Origin of the sequence: Amycolatopsis nivea, assembly GCF_004522235.1 — a bacterium.
GTDB classification, from domain to species: Bacteria; Actinomycetota; Actinomycetes; order Mycobacteriales; family Pseudonocardiaceae; genus Amycolatopsis; species Amycolatopsis nivea.
The window spans coordinates 16,082-35,908 of the sequence record NZ_SDLT01000012.1 but is presented as its reverse complement, the minus strand read 5'-3'; the positions used below and the strand labels follow the sequence as shown (position 1 = coordinate 35,908).

The window sequence follows — 19,827 nt, the reverse complement described above, 5'->3', positions numbered from 1 at the left end:
CCTTGATTCGTAGGGTTCACTGCCTGCTGCCGCAGAGAGCGGAGTCGATCACGTCGAGAGGCGAGGGCCGGATGCTCGTCTCCTCCCACGCGTTGGTCATCATCGAGGCGTACCGGCCGTCGTCGGTCGCGGCGGTCCACGAGGTGTAGCCGGACGCCGCGAGGCCGTTGTGGAACCAGGCTTCGCCGCCGCAGGACAGCGTGATGGCCTGTAGTCCGAGGCCCAGGCCGACGTAGGCCGGATCGTGCACCGGCACCTGGATCGTCCGGCGCATCTCGGCCAGCGCGGCGGGCGAGACGACCTTGCCGTCGAGCAGGGCGCGGTAGAACTTCGACATATCCGTCAGCGTCGAGACGATCGCTCCGGCCGAGCTTTCGATCGACGGCTCGGAGATCACCGGGGCCGAGGTCGTCTCGGTCCAGAAGAAGAACGGGCCCGCCCGGACCCCCCGGTACCCGGGGAGGTACGGCGCGGGAAGGGACCGGTCGCCCGCGCGCGGGAAACTGGTCCGGGCCAGTCCGAGCCGGTCGATGATCCGGGTGGTGACCGCGTCGCCGACGGACATCCCGGTGACCTGCTCGATCAGCAGCCCGTTGATCAGGTAGCCCAGGTTGGAGTAGAGCACGCTGGCGCCGGGCGCGGACGCGGGCGGGAAGTTCCGCAGCCCGACCTGGACCAGATCGTGCAGGCCGATGCTGCCGTCCGGTTTGACCAGCCCGGCGGCTTTCTGCGCCCACGCCACGACATCCGGGGCGGGGATTCCGGCGGTGTGCTGAAGGAGCTGCCGGACGGTGATCCGGTTGCCGTCGTAGCCGTTGCCGTCGACGAGACCGGGCAGGTAGCGCTCGATCGGCGCGTCGAGCGCGACCTTGCCCTCGTCGACCAGCTGCAGGACGACGGCGGCGGTGAAGGTCTTGGTCTGGCTGGCGATGCGGAAATGCTCGTCCGGCCCCAGGGGACGCGCGGGGCCGGTGATCGTGGCGCTGCCCGTCGACAGATGCCACGACCCAGACGCGTTGCCCGCGTAGACGGCCGCGCCTGGTCCGGCGTGGGCTTGGTAGCCGTTGAGAACAGCCTGGGTGTCGGCGTGGGCACCGGCAGCGGACGCCGGTGCGGCCAGCGCCACGGCGACAGCCGCGCTCGCCAGAATCGAAACCGCCTGTCTCAGTCTGCGCACAAATTCTCTCCTTCGCTCAAAGGGTTCCGGAACTACCTGGCCGTGTACCGGCAGACGGCCACCGCCACGACGATCAGCAGCAGCACGCCCACCAGCACCAGGCAGCCGGCCCCGCCGCTGTTCGACCGCCGGCGCTCCGCCTGCCCCCTTGGCGGAACGCCGGGATGGCACCGGGCGTAATGCCGAGCTCGCTGTTCGGCGCTCTGCGACTGCGTGAGCCAAGGTGTCCGGTAGCCGCATTCGCCGCACCAGTACCGGAAGTCGGCGGCCATGTCTCTCCGATGCCGAGGTGACCCGATCCCGATCATCGTGGGGTTCGCGCAGGTCACCGCACCAGAGCACAAGCCGGTCAGGCATGACCGGCCGGCGCGGTAAGCTCGTTTCGGGGTGAGCGGGCGCATAGTGAGGGGTCTCCGCGGTGACGAGCCGGGCCGGCGTTCTGCTGCGCGAAATGCGGCGTCAGACGGGGTTGACCCAAGAGCAGCTGGCGGAGCGTTCCGGGGTCAGCGTCAGCACGATCCGGCGGCTCGAGAACGGCAGACCCATCGATCCGCGGATGGGCACCGTGAAACTTCTGGCCGACGCACTGGGAACCACGACGGCCGAACGGCGCGCGCTGCTGGCCGAGTTCGGCGTCTCTCCCGCACCGGAAGAGGCCGAGCCGCCGCGGATCCGGAGCGCGCTGTCCGACGCCGCGGACCAGTTCGCGCGGGTGGTCGCTTCTCGCTGGCAACGCGAGGAAGAACAGCGCCGCGTCCACGATCCTTTCCCGCTGCCGGTGCGATGGCAGCCGGCTTCGCCGCGGCTGACCGATCGCTGGGACAACATCCGAGGCGTCCGGCCGGGCGGCACCGCGGAACCGTTGGACTTGAACGGCGAACTGGACGACATCGCGAACGTCTACCGGCGGATCCCGTCCGGACGCCTGACGGTCCTCGGCCGGGCGGGTTCCGGGAAGACAATCCTGACGCTGCGGTTCGTGCTGGGCTTTCTCCGCACGCGCACCGCCGCCGAGCCGGTGCCGACGATCTTCAACGTCAGCTCGTGGGACCCGACGGCCCACACGCTGCGGGATTGGCTGATCGAACGCCTGCCGCAGGACTACCCCGATTACCCCGGCCTGACCGGTCCGCTGGCCGGCGAGCTGGTCGAAACCGGGTGCGTCCTCCCGGTTCTGGACGGATTCGACGAGATCGCCGCCGGATTGCACGCCGCCGCACTGGCCGCGCTCAGCGCCACGTCACTGCCGTTCCTGCTGACCAGCCGTCCCGCCGAGTACGCGACCGCGGTCGCCGCGACGGATGTGCCGACCTCGACCGCGGGCGTGGAACTGCTCGACCTCACCCCGGCCGACGTCGCCAACTACTTGCCCCGCACGACTTCCCGCGCCGGAGACCGGTGGGAACCGGTACTCGCCGAACTGCACAGTTGCCCGGACGGACCCCTCGCGACCGCGCTGAGCACGCCGTTGATGGTGGTCCTCGCGCGAACCGTCTACCGCGACGGCCGGGACCCGGCGGTTTTGCTGGACACCGCCCGGTTCCCGACCTCGGACGCGCTGGAAGACCACCTGCTCGCCAGCTTCGTGCCGACCGTCTACCAGCACCGGCCCCCGCACGTCGCCCGCCCGGTCCGGAGCTGGGATCCCGAACGCGCCCAACGGTGGCTGGGCTATCTGGCCCAGCACGTCGGCCAGCTCGACGAGCACGATCTGGCGTGGTGGCAGCTGGGCGCTTCGCTGCGCCGGTCGTCGCGCATCCTCGCTCTCGTCATGGCTTCGACGCTCGCCATCGCCGTGCTGAACTGGCTCGTCTTCGTCCCCCTCGACCTCATCGACCGGGGCACCGCGTTCACCTTCCGCGCGGGGTTGATGGACGGGCTCCTGATCGGGCCGATGGTCGGCCTGGCGTTCGGGCTGGTCCACGGCCTGATGATCGTGTGCGGCGGCCGGAAAATCGAACCGTCGCGCGTCCAGATCCGGCTGCGCGGACGACATCGGACCGGCAGGCAGTTCTTCCACGCTTACGCTGCCCGGCTCGGCGCCGCCCTGCTCGGCGGGTTCGTGATCGGCCTCGGATACGGCCCGGTCAACACGGCGTTGCACGGCCTGCTCTTCGGTTTTCCGCCGGACGGCAAGTCGCTCGTCGAGAAAATGCTCGTGCCCACGCTCGTTTACGGGCTCATCTTCGGGCTCGCGGCCGGACTGGTGTTCGGGCTGATGGCGGCGCTGGAAATCCCGCTGGACGTCGGGTCGGCCGCCACCCCGCTCGGTCTGCTGGCCACGAATCGCACGACAGCGTTGCGGCAGTTGCTCATTCTGGTGCCGACGGTCGCTCTCTCGATCGCTTTCGGTGGTGCGCTGCTGGTGGAGCTTCTCCAGGGTCCGTTGGGTCCGCTCCGGTGGCCGCTGTCGTCGGGCCTGCTGATCGGTGCCGTCGGAGGTCTCGGGGGCGGGCTCTCGTATGTACTGGCGTTCACGGCTTGGGGACAGTGGGTGCTGCTGGCGCGCATCTGGCTGCCGCTGACCGGCCGCCTGCCGTGGGCGGTACCGGCGTTTCTGGACGACGCGTACCAACGCGGGGTATTGCGGCAGGCGGGGGCGGTTTACCAGTTTCGCCATGCGCGGCTTCAGGATCACCTCGGTCGCGCGTATCGCGCCTGATCCGACATGCTGGTCTCGGCAAGGTGCGGGTCTGGCTGGACGAGGGTGGCGACCCGCACGTCGGGTTTCTTCACGACCCGCCGCTGCACGCCGCGGCCGACCGCGGCTCAGCGGAGGTCATCGTCGAACTAGCGCGCCGGAGGACGACGTGGACGCGATGTCGGGCTGGTCCCCGGCCCGGCTGAGCCTCGCGAGCCCCGCGCCGGAGCTGCCGGACGCGGGACTTTCGCGCCGCAGATGCCCGGCGTCACCAAGGCGTTGTCCGCGGGGACGACCTGCTACGGCATGTACGCCAACCCCACGAGCGGCAACCAGGGCGTGTACGCAGGACTGCGCCCCGTCGACAACCGTTCGGCCACCGGGCCGCCCGGGCCTAACCCCGAGCAGTCCGCACCCGCACCGCGCTCCCCGCGCAGACGATCACCGCCAGCCCGCCCAGCATGGTCTGCCAGGTCAGTTCCTCGCCCAGGAAGACCGCTGCCCACGCCAGATTCAGCACTGGCTGCACCAACTGCACCTGGCTGACCCGGGTCATCGGCCCGAGGCCCAGCCCCCGGTACCACGCGAAGAAGCCCAGATACATGCTCACCACCGCCAGATAGGCGAAAGCGGCCCACTCGCCCACTGTCGCATGTGGAGGGTGGTTCGTCACCGACACGACGGTCAACGCGACCATCAACGGCGAGGCGACCACCAGCGCCCACGAAACCGTTTGCCAGGCACCCAATTCCCGCGCGAGCAATCCGCCTTCTGCGTAACCCACCGCGGCGGCCAGTACCGCGCCGAAGAACAGTGCGTCCGACCATTGGAGTCCGCTGAGGCCACCGCCTTGCAGGACGGCGAAGCCGATCGCCGCGACGGCGCCGACGGCGGCCAGGGCCCAGAAAGTGGCGGGCGGGCGTTCGCGCGTGCGGAGCACCGCTACTACCGCCGTCGCGGCGGGGAGCAGCGCGATGACGACGGCGCCGTGGCTGGCGGAGGCTGTGGTGAGGGCGTACGAGGTCAGCATCGGGAAGCCGATCACCACTCCGCCCGCGACGACGGCGAGGCGGAACCATTGCGTACCGCGCGGGAGGCGTTGTTTGGTGGCGATCAGCGCGACGCTCGCGAGCACCGCGGCGACCACTGCTCGCCCGGAGCCGATGAACATCGCCGAGAGGCCGCCGTTTTCCACCGCGACCCGGGTGAACGGCACGGTGAACGAGAACGCCACGACACCGAGCAGGCCCCACCAGAGACCGGCCCGGGGTAGCGCCGGTGCCGCTGGGAGAGTAGCGCTATCCTTCAGTTTCATGTCCGACGATAGCAGCTCCCGGATCGCTTCGACACTGCGCGAGTGGATCGCCACCGCCCCAGCGGGCGCGAAGCTGCCCTCGTCGCGGGAGCTGGTCGCGCGGTATTCGGCCAGTCCGGTGACTGTCCAGAAAGCACTGCGCAGCCTGTCTTCCCAGGGACTGGTGGAGAGTTTGCCGGGAGTCGGCACGTTCGTCCGCGCCGCGCCCGCCACCGGGTCCGGCGACTACGGCTGGCAGACCGCGGCGCTCGGCACCCCGGCGCACGGGCCGCTCAAACAGCCCGCATCGCTGCAATCGGTCTCCACGGGCACAGTAGCGCTTCATTCCGGCTACCCCGACCCGGAGCTGCTGCCCGAGCGGCTCGTCCGGAGCGCGTTCTCCCGGGCCGCGCGCACGGCGGCGCTAGTCGGACGGCCGCCGACCGCGGGCGTTCCCGAACTGCAGGCCTGGTTCGCCGCGGAACTGCGCACGGCGACTCCGGCCGGAATCGCGCCGGTGAACCCGCGAGACGTCGTGATCACCCCGGGCAGCCAGAGCGGCCTGGTCACCGCCTTCCGCGCGCTGGTCGGGCCGGGGCAGCCGCTGCTGCTGGAATCCCCGACGTACTGGGGCGCGATCCTCGCGGCGACGAAAGCGGGCGTCGCGGTGGTTCCGGTGCCGAGCGGCCCGAACGGACCGGATCCCGACGCGCTGGACCGGACGTTCGAGCAAACCGGCGCGCGGGCCTTCTACGCGCAGGCCAGCTTCGCCAGCCCGACCGGCGCGCTGTGGCAGCCCGACCTCGCCGACCGCGTCCTCGACACCGTCCGCCGGCACGGCGCTTTCCTGATCGAGGACGATTCGGCGCACGATTTCGGCATCACCGCGGAACCGCAGCCGCTCGCGGGCCGCGACGACGACGGCCACGTGGTCTACCTCCGCTCGCTCACCAAGAGCGTCTCCCCCGCGATCCGCGTCGCCGCGCTGATCGCCCGCGGCCCGGCACGCGACCGGATTCTCGTCGACACGCTGGCGGAATCGATGTACGTCAGCACGGTGCTGCAGACCGTCGCGCTCGACGTCGTGACCCAGCCCGCCTGGCGCACCCACCTGCGCCGGGTCCGGCACCAGCTCAAGACCCGCCGCGACCTCCTGCTCGCCGGTCTCCGCGAACACGCGCCCGCGGTGCAGGTGGAATCCGTGCCGCAGGGCGGGTTGAACCTCTGGGCGCGGCTGCCCGGCACGGTCGACCTGCCGCGTGTGGTCCGCGATTGCGAGTCCGCCGGCGTGGTGATCGGGCCTGGCGACGAATGGTTCCCCGCCGAGCCGACCGGACGGTTCATCCGGCTCAACTACGCCGGGCCGAATCCGGACGCGTTCGCCGACGCCGCGCGGGTGATCCAAGAAGCGGTCGAGGCGAACGTCTGACCGCTAGCCGTTTTCCGCGCGCAGTGCAGCTTTCTGCACCTTCCCGGACGGTGTCAGCGGCAGGCTGTCGCGGAGCACGATCTGGCGCGGGACCTTGTAATCCGCCACCTGCGCCGCGCAGAACTCCTTCAGCTCCGCCTCGGTGACAGCCGAATCCTTCGCCGGGACAACGTAATACCGGCCGATCTCCCCCAGCACCGGATCGGGCACGCCGACCCCGGCCGCCAGCAGCACCCCGGGATGCGCGGCGAGGACGTTCTCCACCTCGACCGGGTAAATGTTGAATCCGCCTTGGACGAACATGTCCTTGGCGCGGCCGTGCAGCGTCAGGTAACCGTCCTCGTCCGCGCGGGCCATGTCGCCGGTGTGCAACCAGCCGTCCGCGTCGACCGCCGCGGCCGTTTCCTCCGGCAGATTGTGGTAGCCAGCCATCATCGACGGGGTCCGGAACAGCAATTCGCCGGTTTCGCCGGTCGGCAGGGCTTCTCCGGACGGGGACGCGATTTTCGCTTCCACGCCGGGGAAAGGGACGCCGATCGAGCGTTCAGTCGCTTCCGTGCTGGCATTCCACGGCGTCATCACCACGGCACCGGACACCTCGCTCAGCCCGTACAGATTCATCACGGTCGCCTTGGGGAACGCAACCGTAAGGCGTTGCAGCAAAGCAGGTTCCGCGTTCGCACCACCGGTGACGACCACGCGGATCGCCGAAGTGTCGACACCTACGAAACGCTCGTGGTTCAGCAGCAGCGTGTGCATCGTCGGCACACCGACCCACATCGTGAGGCCAGCCGTCCGGAACAGATCAGCGGCGGCACCAGCGTCGAAGGACGGCAGCAGCACCGTCCGGCTGCGCGCGACCAACGCGGACAGGATGCAGCAAGTGATGCCGCTGACGTGGTTCAGCGGAACGGCGACCGGCAACACGTCGTCGGCGCTCAACTGCAGGTGATCGGCTTCCGCGGCGGCAGACGCCAGCTGGCCGCGATGCGTCAGCGTCGCGCCTTTGGGACGACCGGTGGTGCCGGAGGTGTAGATGATCATCACCGGATCGTCCTTCTCGACTGCCGCCGAAGCAGCAGCCAGCGCCTCGGCGTCCGGCTCCGCCGTGCCCACTTCGGCGAAAGTCGCCGCGGAAACGCCCGGCAGCGCGAGTTTCCCCAGCAGGGCAAGGAAATCGACGTCGCCCGCCGAAGGTTCGGTCACCACGAGACGCGCGCCGGAATCGTTCAGGATGTGCGTGAATTCGGTTTCCCGGTACCGGGGGCTCAATCCGACGACCACGGCGCCGATCTTCGCGGCGGCGAAGTAGACCGCCAGCCATTCCGGCGTAGTGCGCCCGTTGACCGCGATCCGGTCGCCGCGCCGCACGCCCCGCCGCAGGAAATCGGCGGCGATCCGGTCCGACCAGGCGTCCATCTCGCCGAACCGGAGGTCCCGGGACCCGGCCGTCCAGCCGACGGCGTCCGCCGGGGCGGTGCGGAGCAGGTCGTGGATACGCGTCATCGCTCGTCCTCACTGGGTCAGGTGGACGGCGAGGAAGTCGAGCTGATCCGCGACGACCTTTTCGACCACAGGCGGATGGTAGACGGTGAAGTGATCCGCATCGTAGTGCTTCAGCACGGCGCGCGGCGCGTCCTCGGCCACCGCGGCGGCGATCGACGGATCGATGAGGTTCTCGCGGTCGCAAGCACAGATCAGCAGCGGGCACCGCACCCGCGAGGCCTGCGCGGCGGCGTTGTAGAACACCATGTCCAGCCCGGACGCGGCGGTGATCCGGTTGTCGAACTCATCGCCTTCGGGCGTCACCGATTCCCAGCCCGCCAACGCGCCGGGCTGATTCACGAACGCCAGCTCACCCGGGCGGCCGACCAGCGGAACGTACCGGCGCGGCAGCCGCAACGCGGACCGCACGAGGTCCGACACGATCGGCCCGGTGAACCGCGCGAGGTGCCGCAGCCCCGCTCGCGCGACGACAGCCCGGCCGCTGAACACCGGACACTGCACGACCGCCGCGGCCAGCGACGGATGCCGCGCCGCCGCGGCGAGCACGTGGCTGGACCCGAACGACGTGCCCCACAACGCGATCCGGCTCGCGTCGATCTCCGGCCGGGAGCGGGCGAACGCCAGCGCCGCGTCGACGTCCTCGGCGTACCGGCGCTGGCTGACCAGCTGCCGGGGCTCGCCGCCGGACTCGCCGAGGTGCCGGAAATCGAACGCCAGCACGGCGACACCCGCCGCGGAGAACCAGGTTTCGTACTGGCCGAGCATCATTTCGTGCGTCGCGCCGCCGCCGTGCACGAGCACGACGGCCGGATGCGGTCCCGCCCGGTCCGGGAGGGTCAGCCAGGCCGCGCACTGGTCGCGGCCGGAACGGAAAGCAGTGCGCACGATCCCTCCATCAAGTACGTTGTACGTGAACCTACCTTAAACACGTACCTTGTACTTAATCAAGGAGAAGCATGCCCGCACCGCGGAAGTTCACGCGCGAACGGCTGCAGGCCGCCGCGCTCGCACTGGTCGACGCCGCCGGGCTGGACGGCCTGACCATGCGCAGCCTCGCGACCGAACTCGGCACCGGGCCGATGACGATCTACAACTACGTCGACGGCCGGGACGGGCTGGAACACCTCGTCACGGAAGCGGTGATGGCGTCGGCGACCTGGCCGGATCCCTCCGACGACTGGCGCGCCGACGTCCACGCCGTCGCCGAGGGAATGTGGCGGGCGGTGCGGGCGCATCCGCACGCCATCCCGCTGATCCTGACCCGCCGCAGCTTCGACCTGCCGACCCTGCGGCCCGCCGAGGCCCTGGTCCGGGCGCTGGCCCGAAGCGGACGATCCGGAGCCGAGCTGCTGGTCGCGTTCCGCACGGTGTCCGCCTTCGTGGCCGGCTTCGCCCAGGCCGAACTGGCCGGTCCCCTGTCACGCGACGCGGACTCCGCCGAGACCGCCGACCGGATCGCGGAACTGGATCACGACGAGTTCGCCGGGCTCCGGGAGATCGCCGAAGCCGCCGCGCGAAGCGATCCGGAAACCGAGTTCACCGACGGAATGCGCGTGCTTTTGGCTGGCCTGCACGAAAAAACCCGGTGACCGCCGAGGCAGCCACCGGGTTTTCTCCCGGGCTCAAGACAGGTGATGCACGTCCTGCAGCCCGTACACCGGCGTCTCAAGCCCTTCGAAGCGCGCCTTCAACTGCAGCGCCAGATACAGCGAGTAATGCCGCGACTGGTGCAGATTCCCGCCGTGGAACCACAATCCCTCCTGTTGGGTGGGCTTCCACATGTTGCGCTGCTCGCCCTCCCACGGGCCCGGGTCCTTCGTCGTTTCCGAGCCCAGGCCCCAGCATTTGCCGACCTTGTCCGCGGTCTCCTGGCCGACCAGGTCGGCGACCCAGCCGTTCATCGAGCCGTAGCCGGTCGCGTAGACGACCACGTCGGCTTCCAGCTCCGTGCCGTCCGAAAGCACCACCGAGTTCGCGGTCAGGTGGTCGACCTGGCCGTGCGCGAGTTTGATGCTGCCGTTGGCGACGAGTTCCGACGCGCCCACGTCGATGTAGTAGCCGGAACCGCGGCGCAGGTACTTCATGAACAGGCCGGAGCCGTCGTCGCCCCAGTCGTGCTTGAAGCCCGCCGCCTCGAGCCGGGCGTAGAAGTCCTTGTCGCGTTCGTGGATCGCCTGGTACACCGGGATCTGGAACTCCGGCATGATCCGGTACGGGATCGACGCGAAGATCAGGTCGGCCTTCTCGGTGGTGACGCCCGCGGCGAGCGCGCGCTCCGAGTACAGGTCGCCGAGGCCGAGGTCCATCAGCGAATCCGACTTCACGATGTGCGTGGACGAACGCTGCACCATCGTCACGTCCGCGCCGTGCTCCCACAGCGCCGCGCAGATGTCGTGCGCCGAGTTGTTCGAGCCGACGACGACCGCCTTCTTGCCCGCGTACGCGTCCGGTCCGGGGTGCTGCGACGAGTGGTGCTGGTCGCCCTCGAACTCGTCCATGCCGGGGAACGACGGCAGGTTCGGCTTGCCGGACATCCCGGTCGCGAACACGACGTGCCGCGGCGTGAGGACCACCTGCTCGCCGTCGCGGTCCACCGTGACGTGCCACTGCTTCGCGTCGTCGTCCCACACCGCGGAGGTGACCGCCGAACGCGTCCAGTACGGCACCTCCATCAGCTTCGTGTACATCTCGAGCCAGTCGGCGATCTTGTCCTTCGGCGCGAACACCGGCCAGTTCTCCGGGAACGGCAGGTAAGGCAGGTGGTCGTACCAGACCGGGTCGTGCAGGCAGAGGTTCTTGTACCGCTTGCGCCACGAATCGCCGGGCCGGTCGTTGCGCTCCACCACCAGCGACGGCACGCCGAGCTGGCGCAGCCGGGCGCCGAGCGCGATCCCGCCCTGCCCGCCGCCGATCACCACGACGTAGGGCTGCCGGCCGTAGCCGAGCGTCTCCTGCTCCTCGGCCCGCTTCTCCGCCCACGACCGGCGGCCGCGGACCACGCCGTGCTCGACGCCCTTGGGCCGCCGTTCGCGCTGCGACTCCTCGAAGCCCTTCAGCTCGCGCAGGCTGGTGAGCAGCGTCCACGCGCCTTCTTCCTTCAGCCGCAGATGCCCTTTCGCGCGTCCGGCGGCGGTCTCGAACTCGATCCACGCCTCGGTGACCCCGCCGGCCTCGGTGGCCGGTTCGCTCGTGCGGAAGCCGCTCGGATCGGTCGTCTCCAGACAGCCGCCGAGGAGGCCGGCGATCCCGTCGCGGCCCTCGACGGTCTTGAGGTTCCAGGTGAACGAAACCAAGTCGCGCCAATAGGAATCGACGGCGAACAACGCCGAGGCAGCCTCGATGTCGCGAGCGGCCAGCGCGGCCTCGAACCGGGCCAGCCAGTCCTCGACCCGGGCCTGCGGCGTGCTCGCCTCCGCGATCCGGTCGACTGTCTGTGTCATCGCTACTCCTCGGACGTCGCTGTCGTGGGTGTAGCGCCGATCACACTCCTCCGGCGAAGGGTGCGGCAAGGGTTGCAGCGTGTTGCACGCGCCCGGTACGTGGAAACATCGGCGCAGGTCACCTATGCTGGGCGGCTAGCGCGACGGTGCGGGAGGTGACTGTGGTGGTGCACAGTGCGGTGCCTCCGGGCCGCAACCTGCCCACCCACGCCCGCGACCTGGTCCGCATGCACGAGGCCGTCATCGGCGGCAGCCGTCCCGCGGTGCCGCCGCGTCCGCTGGTCTCGCGTTCCTGGTCCCGCGTGCTGAGCCTCGGCCTCACCGCCGACGGGATGAACGCCCGCGATTCGGTGCCCGGCGACGAGGTCGAACGCCGCAGGCACGGCTCCCCGCTGCGGCACGTCATCGAAGACCTCCGCCAGGTCGTCGGCGCGACCTCCGATTCCGCGCACATGCTCCTGGTGGTCACCGACGCCGACGGCATCATCCTGTGGCGCGAAGGCTCGTCCGCCATCCGGCGCAAGGCGGACACGCTGGGCTTCACCGAAGGCTCCGAATGGACCGAATCCCGCGTCGGCACGAACGCGATCGGCACCGCCCTGGCCGAAGCCGCCCCGATCGAACTGCTCGCCGGCGAACACTTCGAGCAGAACCAGCACCCGTGGTACTGCACCGCCTCGCCCATCCACGACCCGCGCACCGGCGAACTGCTCGGCGTCATCGACGTCAGCGGCCCCGCGCTCACCCTCCACCCCGCCATCGGCGCCCTCGTCGAAACCGGCAAGCGGCTGGCCGAATCGCAACTGTGGCGCACCCACCGCCAGCGCCTCGAACGACTGCGCCAAATGGCTGAACCTGTCCTCTCCTCCGGCCCCGCCCTGGTCGTCGACGAGGACGGCTGGGTCGCGCACAGCGTCGGCGTCTCCGCGGGCGAACGCATCGCCGCGCCCCAAGCGGGCCAGGTCGTCGCCGTCCCCGGCCTCGGAGCCTGCCTCCCCGAACCCGTAGCCGACGGCTGGCTCGTCCGCCCCGCCGACACCGCGCGCACCGTCCGGCTCGACCTCGACCTCACGCCCGCACCCCTGCTGAGCCTCCAAGCAGGCGACACCGGCTGGCGCCGCCCGATCACCAAACGCCACGCGGAAATCCTGGTCCGCCTGGAAAAGGCCGGCCGCGACGGCCTGTCGGCGGTCGCGCTCAGCCACGCCCTCTACGGGGACGCCGAACACCTGGTCACCGTCCGCGCCGAGGTGTCGCGCCTGCGCCGCCTGCTCGGCGCCATCGTCGACACCCGCCCCTACCGCCTGGCCGAAGGCGTGCGCATGACTGTCCACGCAGGACAGTGACCAGCGAAGTCCCCGAAACCGGGCCCCCCGTGCGACCTCGCCGAGGCATCCGCTAATGTTTACGACACGTTGCACAGCAGCAAGCGCGATTAGCTCAGCGGGAGAGCGCTTCCCTGACACGGAAGAGGTCACTGGTTCAATCCCAGTATCGCGCACTCCAGTCCACCCCAGGCTGGTGCGTTGCACAACGGGCGATTAGCTCAGGGGGAGAGCGCTTCGTTCACACCGAAGAGGTCACTGGTTCGATCCCAGTATCGCCCACGCTCGGATCTCGAGGCGAGGTATGCCCGCACAACGCGCGGGCCTTCCTCGCCTCGAGGTGTTTTCTGGGGGTGCAACCCCCAGGCCCCGCCCGGAGGGGCTTCGCCCCCCGGACCCCCCAAAGCGCGTGGTTCCGTCGGTCTTGTCGGTGCTGGTGCCGGTGTGGGTCAGGCGCGGGGGTTTGTTTTGGTTGCGGCGGTGTGGCGGGTTTTCTTCGTGCGGGCGTGTTCGGCTAGCAGGGCGAGGGTCTGCGGGGACGCGGAGAAGTCGGCTAAGCGTCGCTGCATCCAGTCGCTCGCTGCGGACAGGGCGGCGGCGTCCGGGGGCTGACCGTTTTCGGTGTCCAGCCACAGTTGCCAGTCTCGTACTCGTTGGCGGACGAACGCGCGGTCGTTTGGCGGTGCTAGGCGGTCTGCTTCGGTGACGATGTCTGCCGCCTGTTGCTGGAATTTGGTCGGGTCTGCGGTTTTTTCTGCGATGTGGTCGAGCAGGTTCACTATTGCGGTCTTGGCTGTCAGTGGTTCCGGGTCCCGTGCCAGCACTGCTGCCAGCTCTCGAGGGTCGATGCTGTCCGCCGCGATGACGCGGCGGTAGGCGGCGGAACGGACGTGCTCGTCCGCGATCGCGGCGTCCACTTCGACGTCGGTCAGCTCGGCGGCCGCGAACAAGGCGGTCAGGTCGGCTCGCAGCGTCGTCACTTCGTGCGTCCTTCGAGCACGGCCTGGCCGGTCAGAAGCTCCAGGGGTCGGGGTGCGGGGTTCTGGTGGGGTCCGCCGACCAGATGAGGCGGGTTTCCACGTCGGGAGCGGCCAGGGTCCGCAGGCGGTCGGCCGCCCATTCGTTCCAGTAGAGCTTGGTCGACTGCGGAACCCGGAAAACCGGGAGGCCGGAGGGCACCGCGTCGGGGCGGAACACCGATTTCCGGATCACCCCGTCCCATTCCGGCTCGGACGACTCGCCGAGATCCAGGCAGTCGACGACCTGCTCGACGAGGAAGAGGAACCACTCGTCGCTTTCCTTGCCGTCGACAATGAGCGGCAGCAAGCTTCCGGAGGCCTCGAAATCGGCGCGGAACTCGTCGGCGACGCGGCGGCCGACGATCGGGGCCTCGTCCGCGCCCGGCGAGAACTCGACCGGCCGCCAGCCCGGGTCGCCGACCCACTCCGCGACGATCCCGCGCGGATAGTCGTCCGGAGAGCCCGACAGCATCCAGCGGACGACCTTCGTCAGTTCGCCCCCGATGGTCAGCGCGCGATACTCCCCGCGGGCTTCGCTCACGCTCGGCAGCAGGCGGCACACCGCCCGGCCACGTGGGATGTCGGCCATCACGCGGTCCAGTATGCCCCAGGCCCCGGCGCGCCGCTGGAAAGCTCGCCCAGCACCGATTTCCCGATGCCGCGCAACTCGTTCCGCAGCAGCCCGCCGATCGCGGTCTGGCTGAGACCGCGCGCCTGGCCCTGTGCGACGACGCCCTGCAGCCGGTTGTAGACCTTCTCGTGGAACCCGCCGCGGTGCGTGTAATTGTGCGGCGTCGGATGCCCCAGCGGAATGCCGTTCGCCGGGTCGTTGATGTCGACCTTGTGCGCGTCCAGCAGATCCCGGCTCTTCGCGCCCCACGCCCACTGGTTCTTGGTCCCGCCCGACGGCACGATGTGCGCCGCCGCCTCCCCCGGCGCGGGAGCGCGCCCCTCGGCCGCCATGTTGTTGCGCAGGATCGCGGCGTTCTGCTTGCACGTCAGCAATCCGAGATAGTCCAGCCACGCCATCGGGTTGATCGCGTACGAACGCTGGTTCGGACCGCCGGCGAGACCGAGCGGGTCGGCGCTGGCGTACTCCGCGGTGGCCGGGTCGTAATGCCGGAAGTAGTTGTAGTGCCAGCCGGTTTCGGGATCGAAGTACTGTCCGGGGAACCGCAGCGGCGTGTCGGCGGTCGAGTCCGGGGCCCGGCTGGTGACGCCCCACACGGTGCGCCGCGCGTGCCACGCGACGGCGCCGCTCTCGTCCACCAGTTCGGTGGGAGTGCCGAGCACGTCGGTGACGATCGCGAAAAACCGTTCGTCCACCACATGTTGCGGAGCGTCCGCCGCCGTCCGGCGTTCGACCTGGCTCACCGGACGCACCCCGTCGCGGTCCCAGGTCGTGGTCGTCACGTCCGGACGGTCGACGGCACGAGTGCTCTGTTCGACGAGATGCACGCCGTCCCAGGCGAAAACGGTTTCTTCGGCCACGCTCACGCCGTCCGGGCCGAGCCGCTCCTTGGCGATCCGCCGCCCGAGCGGATCGTGTCGGTAGCGCCACCTGGTCCCGTCCGGGGTCGTCACGCCGGTCAGCCGGTCGTCGGAATCCCAGGTGTAGCTCCAGACCCGCCGCTGCCCGGAAAGCGTGCGGCTGGAACGTTCGACGATCCGGCCCTGCGCGTCGTGCCGGTAATGCACGGCGCCGCCGCGGCGAAGGACGACGCCCGCGTATTCGCGACCGCCCTGCGGGGCAGGGTCCTGATCCGGCCACTCGGCGCTGCTGACATCGCCGAATTCGTTGTAGGCGTAGCGTTCCGTCCATCCGGCCCCGCGCACCGCGGTGACGCGTCCCCAGCGGTCGAGGTCGTACTGCCTGGCGCCGGCGAGCTGGTCCTGAATACTGGTGACGACGCTGTCCGCGCGGTAGTGGTAGGCGCGCCGCTGACGCGACCGGGCGGAGGCGTCGGTGACCTGCTGCCCGACGAGGCGATGGTTCGCGTCCCAGCTTTGGTTCACCATCGCGCCGCCGCCGAGCTGACGGCGGACCTCGCGACCGGCCGCGTCGTAGCTGAGCCGGACCGTATGGCCGTCGGTGCGGACCACCACCGGCTGGTCGTTCCCGTTGTACTCACAGCCGGTCCGCACCCCGGCCGGGGTCATGCGCAGGATCCGCCTGCCGAGCAGGTCGTACCCCGATTCGACGGCCCGGCCGTTGCAGCTTTCCCTGAGCACCCGGCCGAGCGCGTCCCGCTCGAGGACCAGTTCGGCGTCCGGCCCGGCCGCCCGGACCAGCTGATCGGCCGCGTCGAACTCGTACGTCGTGACCCGGCCGCCGACGCTCTTCTCGATGACGTTCCCCCGCGCGTCGTGGCGGAACGTCATGACTTCGCCCGTTCCGTTCGTCCGCGCGATCAGCTGGCGGGCCGGATCGTAGGCATAGGACGATGTCCGCCCGCCGAAGTCGGTTTCCGAAACCAGGTTGCCCACCGCGTCGTAGTCGTACCGCCACACCCGGCCGCGGGCGCCGGTAACCGACAGGAGGCGCAGTTCGGTGTCGTACGCGAATTCCAGCCGGGACCCGTCGACGTCGATCTTCGCGGACGGCGAGTCGAAAAAGGTGTACTCGGTGCGGATGGTCTGGCCGAGCGCGTCGACGTAAGCGATCTCGTTGCCCTCGCCGTCGTACCGCCAGTGTTCGGTGGTCCCGTCCGGCTGCGTGCAGGACAGCAGCTTGCCTTCGACCGTCCAGGAGAACCGGGTGATCCCGCCGAGCGGATCGGTGACCGTGCTGATCCGGCCGAAGACATCCCGGGTGTAGCGGGTGGTCGCGCCGAGAAAATCCGTGACCGCGACCGGTTGGCCCGCCGCGTCGGATTCGACACGCCGGGTCTGGCCGAGCGCGTCGGTCAGCCCGGCCGGATGCCCGCGGCTGTCGAGGTGGTACCGGGTGACTGCTCCCGCGGGATCGGTGACGGCGGCGAGATTGCCGCGTTCGTCGTACTCGTTGCGCCACACCGTCCCGTCCGGCCCGGTCAGCACGACCGGCTGGCCGTCGCTGTCGTACTCGGCGGTCGTGGTCCGGCCGTCCGGGTCGGTGACGGCGATCAGCCTGCCGTCCTCGTCATAGCGGAAGCGCGTCGTCTGCCCGAGCGGATCGGTGCGCGACAACAGCCGGTCGTACCGGTCCCGCTCGGTGACGACCGTGTGTCCCAAGGGATCGACCGCGCGGACGAGCTGCCACGCGTCGTTGAAGTGGTAGGTCGTGACCTGTCCCAGCGAATCGGTGTAGGTCGTCGTCCGGGCCGCCGAGTCGTAGCCGATGGAACAGGCCAGCGCGCCACCGGTGCCGTCGGTGCGGATGCAGCGGCCGAGTTCGTCGAAAACGTAGGCATACCAACGGTCGTTGCGATCGGTCCACTTGACCACGCGCCCGTGGCTGTCGTACTCGAACCGGACCGGCAGACCCGAGGAGTTGAGGATCTCGGCCAGCCGGCCCGCGTCGTCGTAGCGGTAGCGCACCAGGTCGATCCCGGCCCCGGCGTCCGGGCCGAGCAGGCGAAGCCCGGTCACCAGCCCGTTGCCGCTGTCCACCGCGATCCGGTACCCGCCCGAATGCCGGAGCAGAGTCGGGACGCCGTTCTCGTCGCGGTCGACGTCGATCCGGTCGCCGTTGCGGTCGGCGATCGACGCGAGCGGCAGCACGGTGATCGCGCCGGCTTGGTGCGAGGGCGAGAAACTCAGCGTACGGCGGAGTTCCGGGCAGTCGATCGCGTAGCCGCCGTCCGGCGTGCGCGCCAGCGGCCACCGCGCGCCTTCCTCCGGCAGCACCGGCGAACCGTCCTCGGGCGGGACCGGGTACGCCAGCAACACGCCGTCCGGGGCGGCGTACCAGATCCGCGTGCCGTCCGACTCGAGCCGCTCGTCCAGCGTCGAGGCCCAGGACGGGCCGAAAAACCGGCCGGCGCGGTAGGAGGACAGGTGTGCCCTGGTCACCACGAGCGGCAGCGCGCCGGGGAGTTCGACGTCGGTCTGCACCATCAGCATGTCGCCGGTGGCCAGGTCGATCGGGTCGCCGCCCTCGCATTTCCCGTCGTTGGAGCGGCCGTCCTTGCGCGGCTCGCCGTTCTCGTGCACCGAGCCCTCGCCGTCCGGATTCCCGGTGCGCGCCTCGCTCGGCGAGGTGTGCCCGTCCGGCGCGGCAGCGGGATCGTCGGCGTGCGCGGCCTGCGTTCCGTCGCCGCCGGGTTCCTTGCCGTGCGGGGAAGTGTGCGGATCCTCGGCCGACGACACGTGGGTCGCGTCGCCGGCTTCGCCCCGTCCGCCGTGGAGTTCGGCCAGCACCTTCTTGATCGACGCGAAGATCTCTTCGAGCTTCGACATCAGCGGCCGCAGCTTTTCGACGGAGTTGATCAGCTTCTTGATCAGCGCGCCGATCTTCTCCAGCCACGCCGACACCTGCTCGACGACCTGTGCCACCACGACCGGCGTGCCGAGCCCGAGCGAGCACACCTCCTCCAGCGCGTCCTGGATGAAGTCGCCGACCGCCTGGGTGATCATGTCGCGGACCAGGCAGCGCACCGCGGCGGTGATCACGCCGACGACCTCCACCACCGTGCTGATCGTGTTCGCGCACGTCGCGGCGGCGTTGATGTGGTCGATCTTCTTGCCGATATTGGCCCGGTACGCGTCGGCCGCCGCGCCCTTCCAGTTCGCGGTGTCCTTCTGCACGGTCGCGGCGAGATCCTTCGCCGCCTGCTGCGTGGCCTGGCCGACGTTCTTCCAGGTCTGCGAGTACGCCGAGATCTGGTCGCCGTCGCCCGCCAGCTGGTTCAGCGCGTCCTGCAACGGTTTGACGTGCTCGATCAGCCAGTTCAGCCCGTAGGAGATCAGCGTGCCGACCGGGTTCATCGCCATGGTCAGCATGTCCAGGCCGGTGCCGAGCGCGGCGATCCCGCCTTCGATCCACGAACCGGACTGCACCCCGTCGTACACCCCGGCGGCGTCGTCGAGGACGTTGATCCCGCTGTGCCAGGTGGTCGAGTCCTGCCGCTGCGCCACCAACGGGTTGCTCACGAGAGCTTCTTCCCGAGGCCGTTGATGGTCTGCGTGTGGTTCTGCTCAGCGGTCTGATACGTCGTCACGGCCTGGTTCACCGTTTGCGCCACCTGGCCCATCGCCTGCTGCGCCAACGCCAGCGTCGCCAGCCCGGGCGCGCTCACCGCGAGCACGATCGGCACGAACAACGGCCCGGTGATCAGGCCGTACGCCTGCACCCCCACCGTCACCTGCTCCGCCGCGGCCAACGCCTGCCCCAGCGTTTTGCCGACCTGCTCCACCGCTTGCGCGTGCTTGGCGAGATCGTCCGGATGGACCTCGTAGCCGCCGGAACCGTCACCTGCCATCGGATCATCCCCGTGTCATGAAGGACTGGCCGAAGCCGTCGTCGCCGTCGTCGGAGTCGCCGGGCGGCCTGCGCACCGGGGGCGGCTTCGGCGCGGATTCCTCTTCGAGGCCGCCGAGATTCCGGACGTTGCGGTCCTCGCCGGGGTCCGGTTCCTCCGGCTCCGGCTCGGGAAACTTGGCCCGGTAGTTGCCGACGATCGTGTCCATCGTCTGCCGGTCGTCGCCGATCGTCTCCGCCATGACCTCGCCGAGCCGGTCCGGCAACCGCGCCTGCGCGCGCCGCAAAGTCGTCAGCACCGCAGCGGCGACCTGAGCCCCGGAGCACTCCCGGACCTGATCGGTGATCCGCAGATCGGTCACGTTCCCCGCGGAGTCGACCGTGACCGTGACCAGACCGTCCTTGCCCGTCTCGGTCACCGAGACCTGCCCGACCGCGGCCTGCATCGCTTGGTACCGCTGGGCTTTCTGCTTCGCCTCGGCCACCATCCGGTCCACGCGCGCCGCCGCGTCGCCGGCGTCACCGGACAGCGGATCGCTCATCCCCGCATCCCCCGTTCCCCCGGTTTTCGGACCCACCAGAGGAAACCACCGGC

At 69.9% G+C, this 19,827-nt stretch carries 15 protein-coding genes and 2 tRNA genes; 6 read left to right on the top strand and 11 right to left on the bottom strand.

The features are described 5' to 3' along the window. Positions 1-16: 16 nt before the first annotated feature. On the bottom strand, positions 17-1,177 hold the full coding sequence (locus EIZ44_RS16515) for a serine hydrolase domain-containing protein (RefSeq protein WP_134729524.1): 1,161 nt from the start codon (positions 1,175-1,177) through the stop codon (positions 17-19). Positions 1,178-1,209: 32 nt separating this feature from the next. Next, positions 1,210-1,449: a hypothetical protein gene (locus tag EIZ44_RS45500; RefSeq protein WP_238605005.1), complete on the bottom strand. Its 240-nt coding sequence runs from the start codon at positions 1,447-1,449 to the stop codon at positions 1,210-1,212. A 146-nt stretch (positions 1,450-1,595) separates the two neighbouring features. On the opposite strand from EIZ44_RS45500, the gene EIZ44_RS16505 reads away from it, so the two are divergent. Then, positions 1,596-3,839, top strand: a complete 2,244-nt coding sequence (locus EIZ44_RS16505) for a helix-turn-helix domain-containing protein (protein WP_134729522.1) — start codon at positions 1,596-1,598, stop codon at positions 3,837-3,839. A gap of 373 nt (positions 3,840-4,212) precedes the next feature. On the opposite strand, the gene EIZ44_RS16495 is transcribed toward EIZ44_RS16505, so the two are convergent. After that, positions 4,213-5,133 (bottom strand): DMT family transporter, encoded by a 921-nt coding sequence (locus tag EIZ44_RS16495; protein WP_134729520.1) that lies wholly within the window; start codon positions 5,131-5,133, stop codon positions 4,213-4,215. Between EIZ44_RS16495 and EIZ44_RS16490 the strand changes: the two genes are divergently transcribed. After that, the gene (locus tag EIZ44_RS16490; protein ID WP_134729518.1) at positions 5,132-6,541 is read left to right on the top strand and encodes an aminotransferase-like domain-containing protein; all 1,410 of its coding nucleotides are present in this window, start codon (positions 5,132-5,134) and stop codon (positions 6,539-6,541) included. The genes EIZ44_RS16495 and EIZ44_RS16490 overlap by 2 nt on opposite strands. 3 nt (positions 6,542-6,544) lie before the next feature. Here the strand turns inward: EIZ44_RS16490 and EIZ44_RS16485 are convergent, their stop codons facing one another. Both EIZ44_RS16485 and EIZ44_RS16480 read right to left on the bottom strand, forming a co-directional pair. Further along, a complete protein-coding gene (locus tag EIZ44_RS16485; RefSeq protein ID WP_134729516.1) occupies positions 6,545-8,047 on the bottom strand; it encodes a class I adenylate-forming enzyme family protein in 1,503 nt (500 codons plus the stop codon). A gap of 9 nt (positions 8,048-8,056) precedes the next feature. Then, the gene (locus EIZ44_RS16480; protein ID WP_240691320.1) at positions 8,057-8,932 is read right to left on the bottom strand and encodes an alpha/beta hydrolase; all 876 of its coding nucleotides are present in this window, start codon (positions 8,930-8,932) and stop codon (positions 8,057-8,059) included. Positions 8,933-9,003: 71 nt separating this feature from the next. On the opposite strand from EIZ44_RS16480, the gene EIZ44_RS16475 reads away from it, so the two are divergent. Further along, positions 9,004-9,636 (top strand): TetR/AcrR family transcriptional regulator C-terminal domain-containing protein, encoded by a 633-nt coding sequence (locus tag EIZ44_RS16475; RefSeq protein ID WP_134663154.1) that lies wholly within the window; start codon positions 9,004-9,006, stop codon positions 9,634-9,636. 33 nt (positions 9,637-9,669) lie between these two features. On the opposite strand, the gene EIZ44_RS16470 is transcribed toward EIZ44_RS16475, so the two are convergent. Next, a complete protein-coding gene (locus EIZ44_RS16470) occupies positions 9,670-11,487 on the bottom strand; it encodes a flavin-containing monooxygenase (RefSeq protein ID WP_134663155.1) in 1,818 nt (605 codons plus the stop codon). Between the two features lie 161 nt (positions 11,488-11,648). Between EIZ44_RS16470 and EIZ44_RS16465 the strand changes: the two genes are divergently transcribed. The 3 genes from EIZ44_RS16465 (at position 11,649) to EIZ44_RS16455 (ending at position 13,094) form a co-directional block, all read left to right on the top strand. Continuing rightward, a complete protein-coding gene (locus EIZ44_RS16465) occupies positions 11,649-12,833 on the top strand; it encodes a sigma-54-dependent transcriptional regulator family protein (RefSeq protein WP_037814121.1) in 1,185 nt (394 codons plus the stop codon). An 83-nt stretch (positions 12,834-12,916) separates the two neighbouring features. Further along, positions 12,917-12,988: transfer RNA gene (locus EIZ44_RS16460), tRNA-Val, on the top strand. A gap of 34 nt (positions 12,989-13,022) precedes the next feature. Beyond that, positions 13,023-13,094, top strand: a tRNA-Val gene (locus tag EIZ44_RS16455). Between the two features lie 167 nt (positions 13,095-13,261). On the opposite strand, the gene EIZ44_RS16450 is transcribed toward EIZ44_RS16455, so the two are convergent. The 5 genes from EIZ44_RS16450 to EIZ44_RS16430 are packed head-to-tail and all read right to left on the bottom strand — an operon-like array spanning position 13,262 to position 19,774. After that, positions 13,262-13,792 carry a hypothetical protein gene (locus EIZ44_RS16450; protein ID WP_134729512.1) on the bottom strand — a complete coding sequence of 177 codons (531 nt, stop codon included), beginning with the start codon at positions 13,790-13,792 and terminating at the stop codon, positions 13,262-13,264. A gap of 31 nt (positions 13,793-13,823) precedes the next feature. Continuing rightward, complete coding sequence (locus EIZ44_RS16445) at positions 13,824-14,423, bottom strand: hypothetical protein (protein WP_200864233.1); 600 nt, start codon at positions 14,421-14,423, stop codon at positions 13,824-13,826. Further along, positions 14,420-18,904 carry a DUF6531 domain-containing protein gene (locus tag EIZ44_RS16440; RefSeq protein ID WP_134729510.1) on the bottom strand — a complete coding sequence of 1,495 codons (4,485 nt, stop codon included), beginning with the start codon at positions 18,902-18,904 and terminating at the stop codon, positions 14,420-14,422. The genes EIZ44_RS16445 and EIZ44_RS16440 overlap by 4 nt, the downstream gene beginning before the upstream one ends. Continuing rightward, complete coding sequence (locus EIZ44_RS16435; protein WP_134729508.1) at positions 18,901-19,233, bottom strand: type VII secretion target; 333 nt, start codon at positions 19,231-19,233, stop codon at positions 18,901-18,903. The genes EIZ44_RS16440 and EIZ44_RS16435 overlap by 4 nt, the downstream gene beginning before the upstream one ends. A gap of 4 nt (positions 19,234-19,237) precedes the next feature. Further along, positions 19,238-19,774 carry a YbaB/EbfC family nucleoid-associated protein gene (locus tag EIZ44_RS16430; RefSeq protein ID WP_043829430.1) on the bottom strand — a complete coding sequence of 179 codons (537 nt, stop codon included), beginning with the start codon at positions 19,772-19,774 and terminating at the stop codon, positions 19,238-19,240. Between the last annotated feature and the right edge of the window lie 53 nt (positions 19,775-19,827).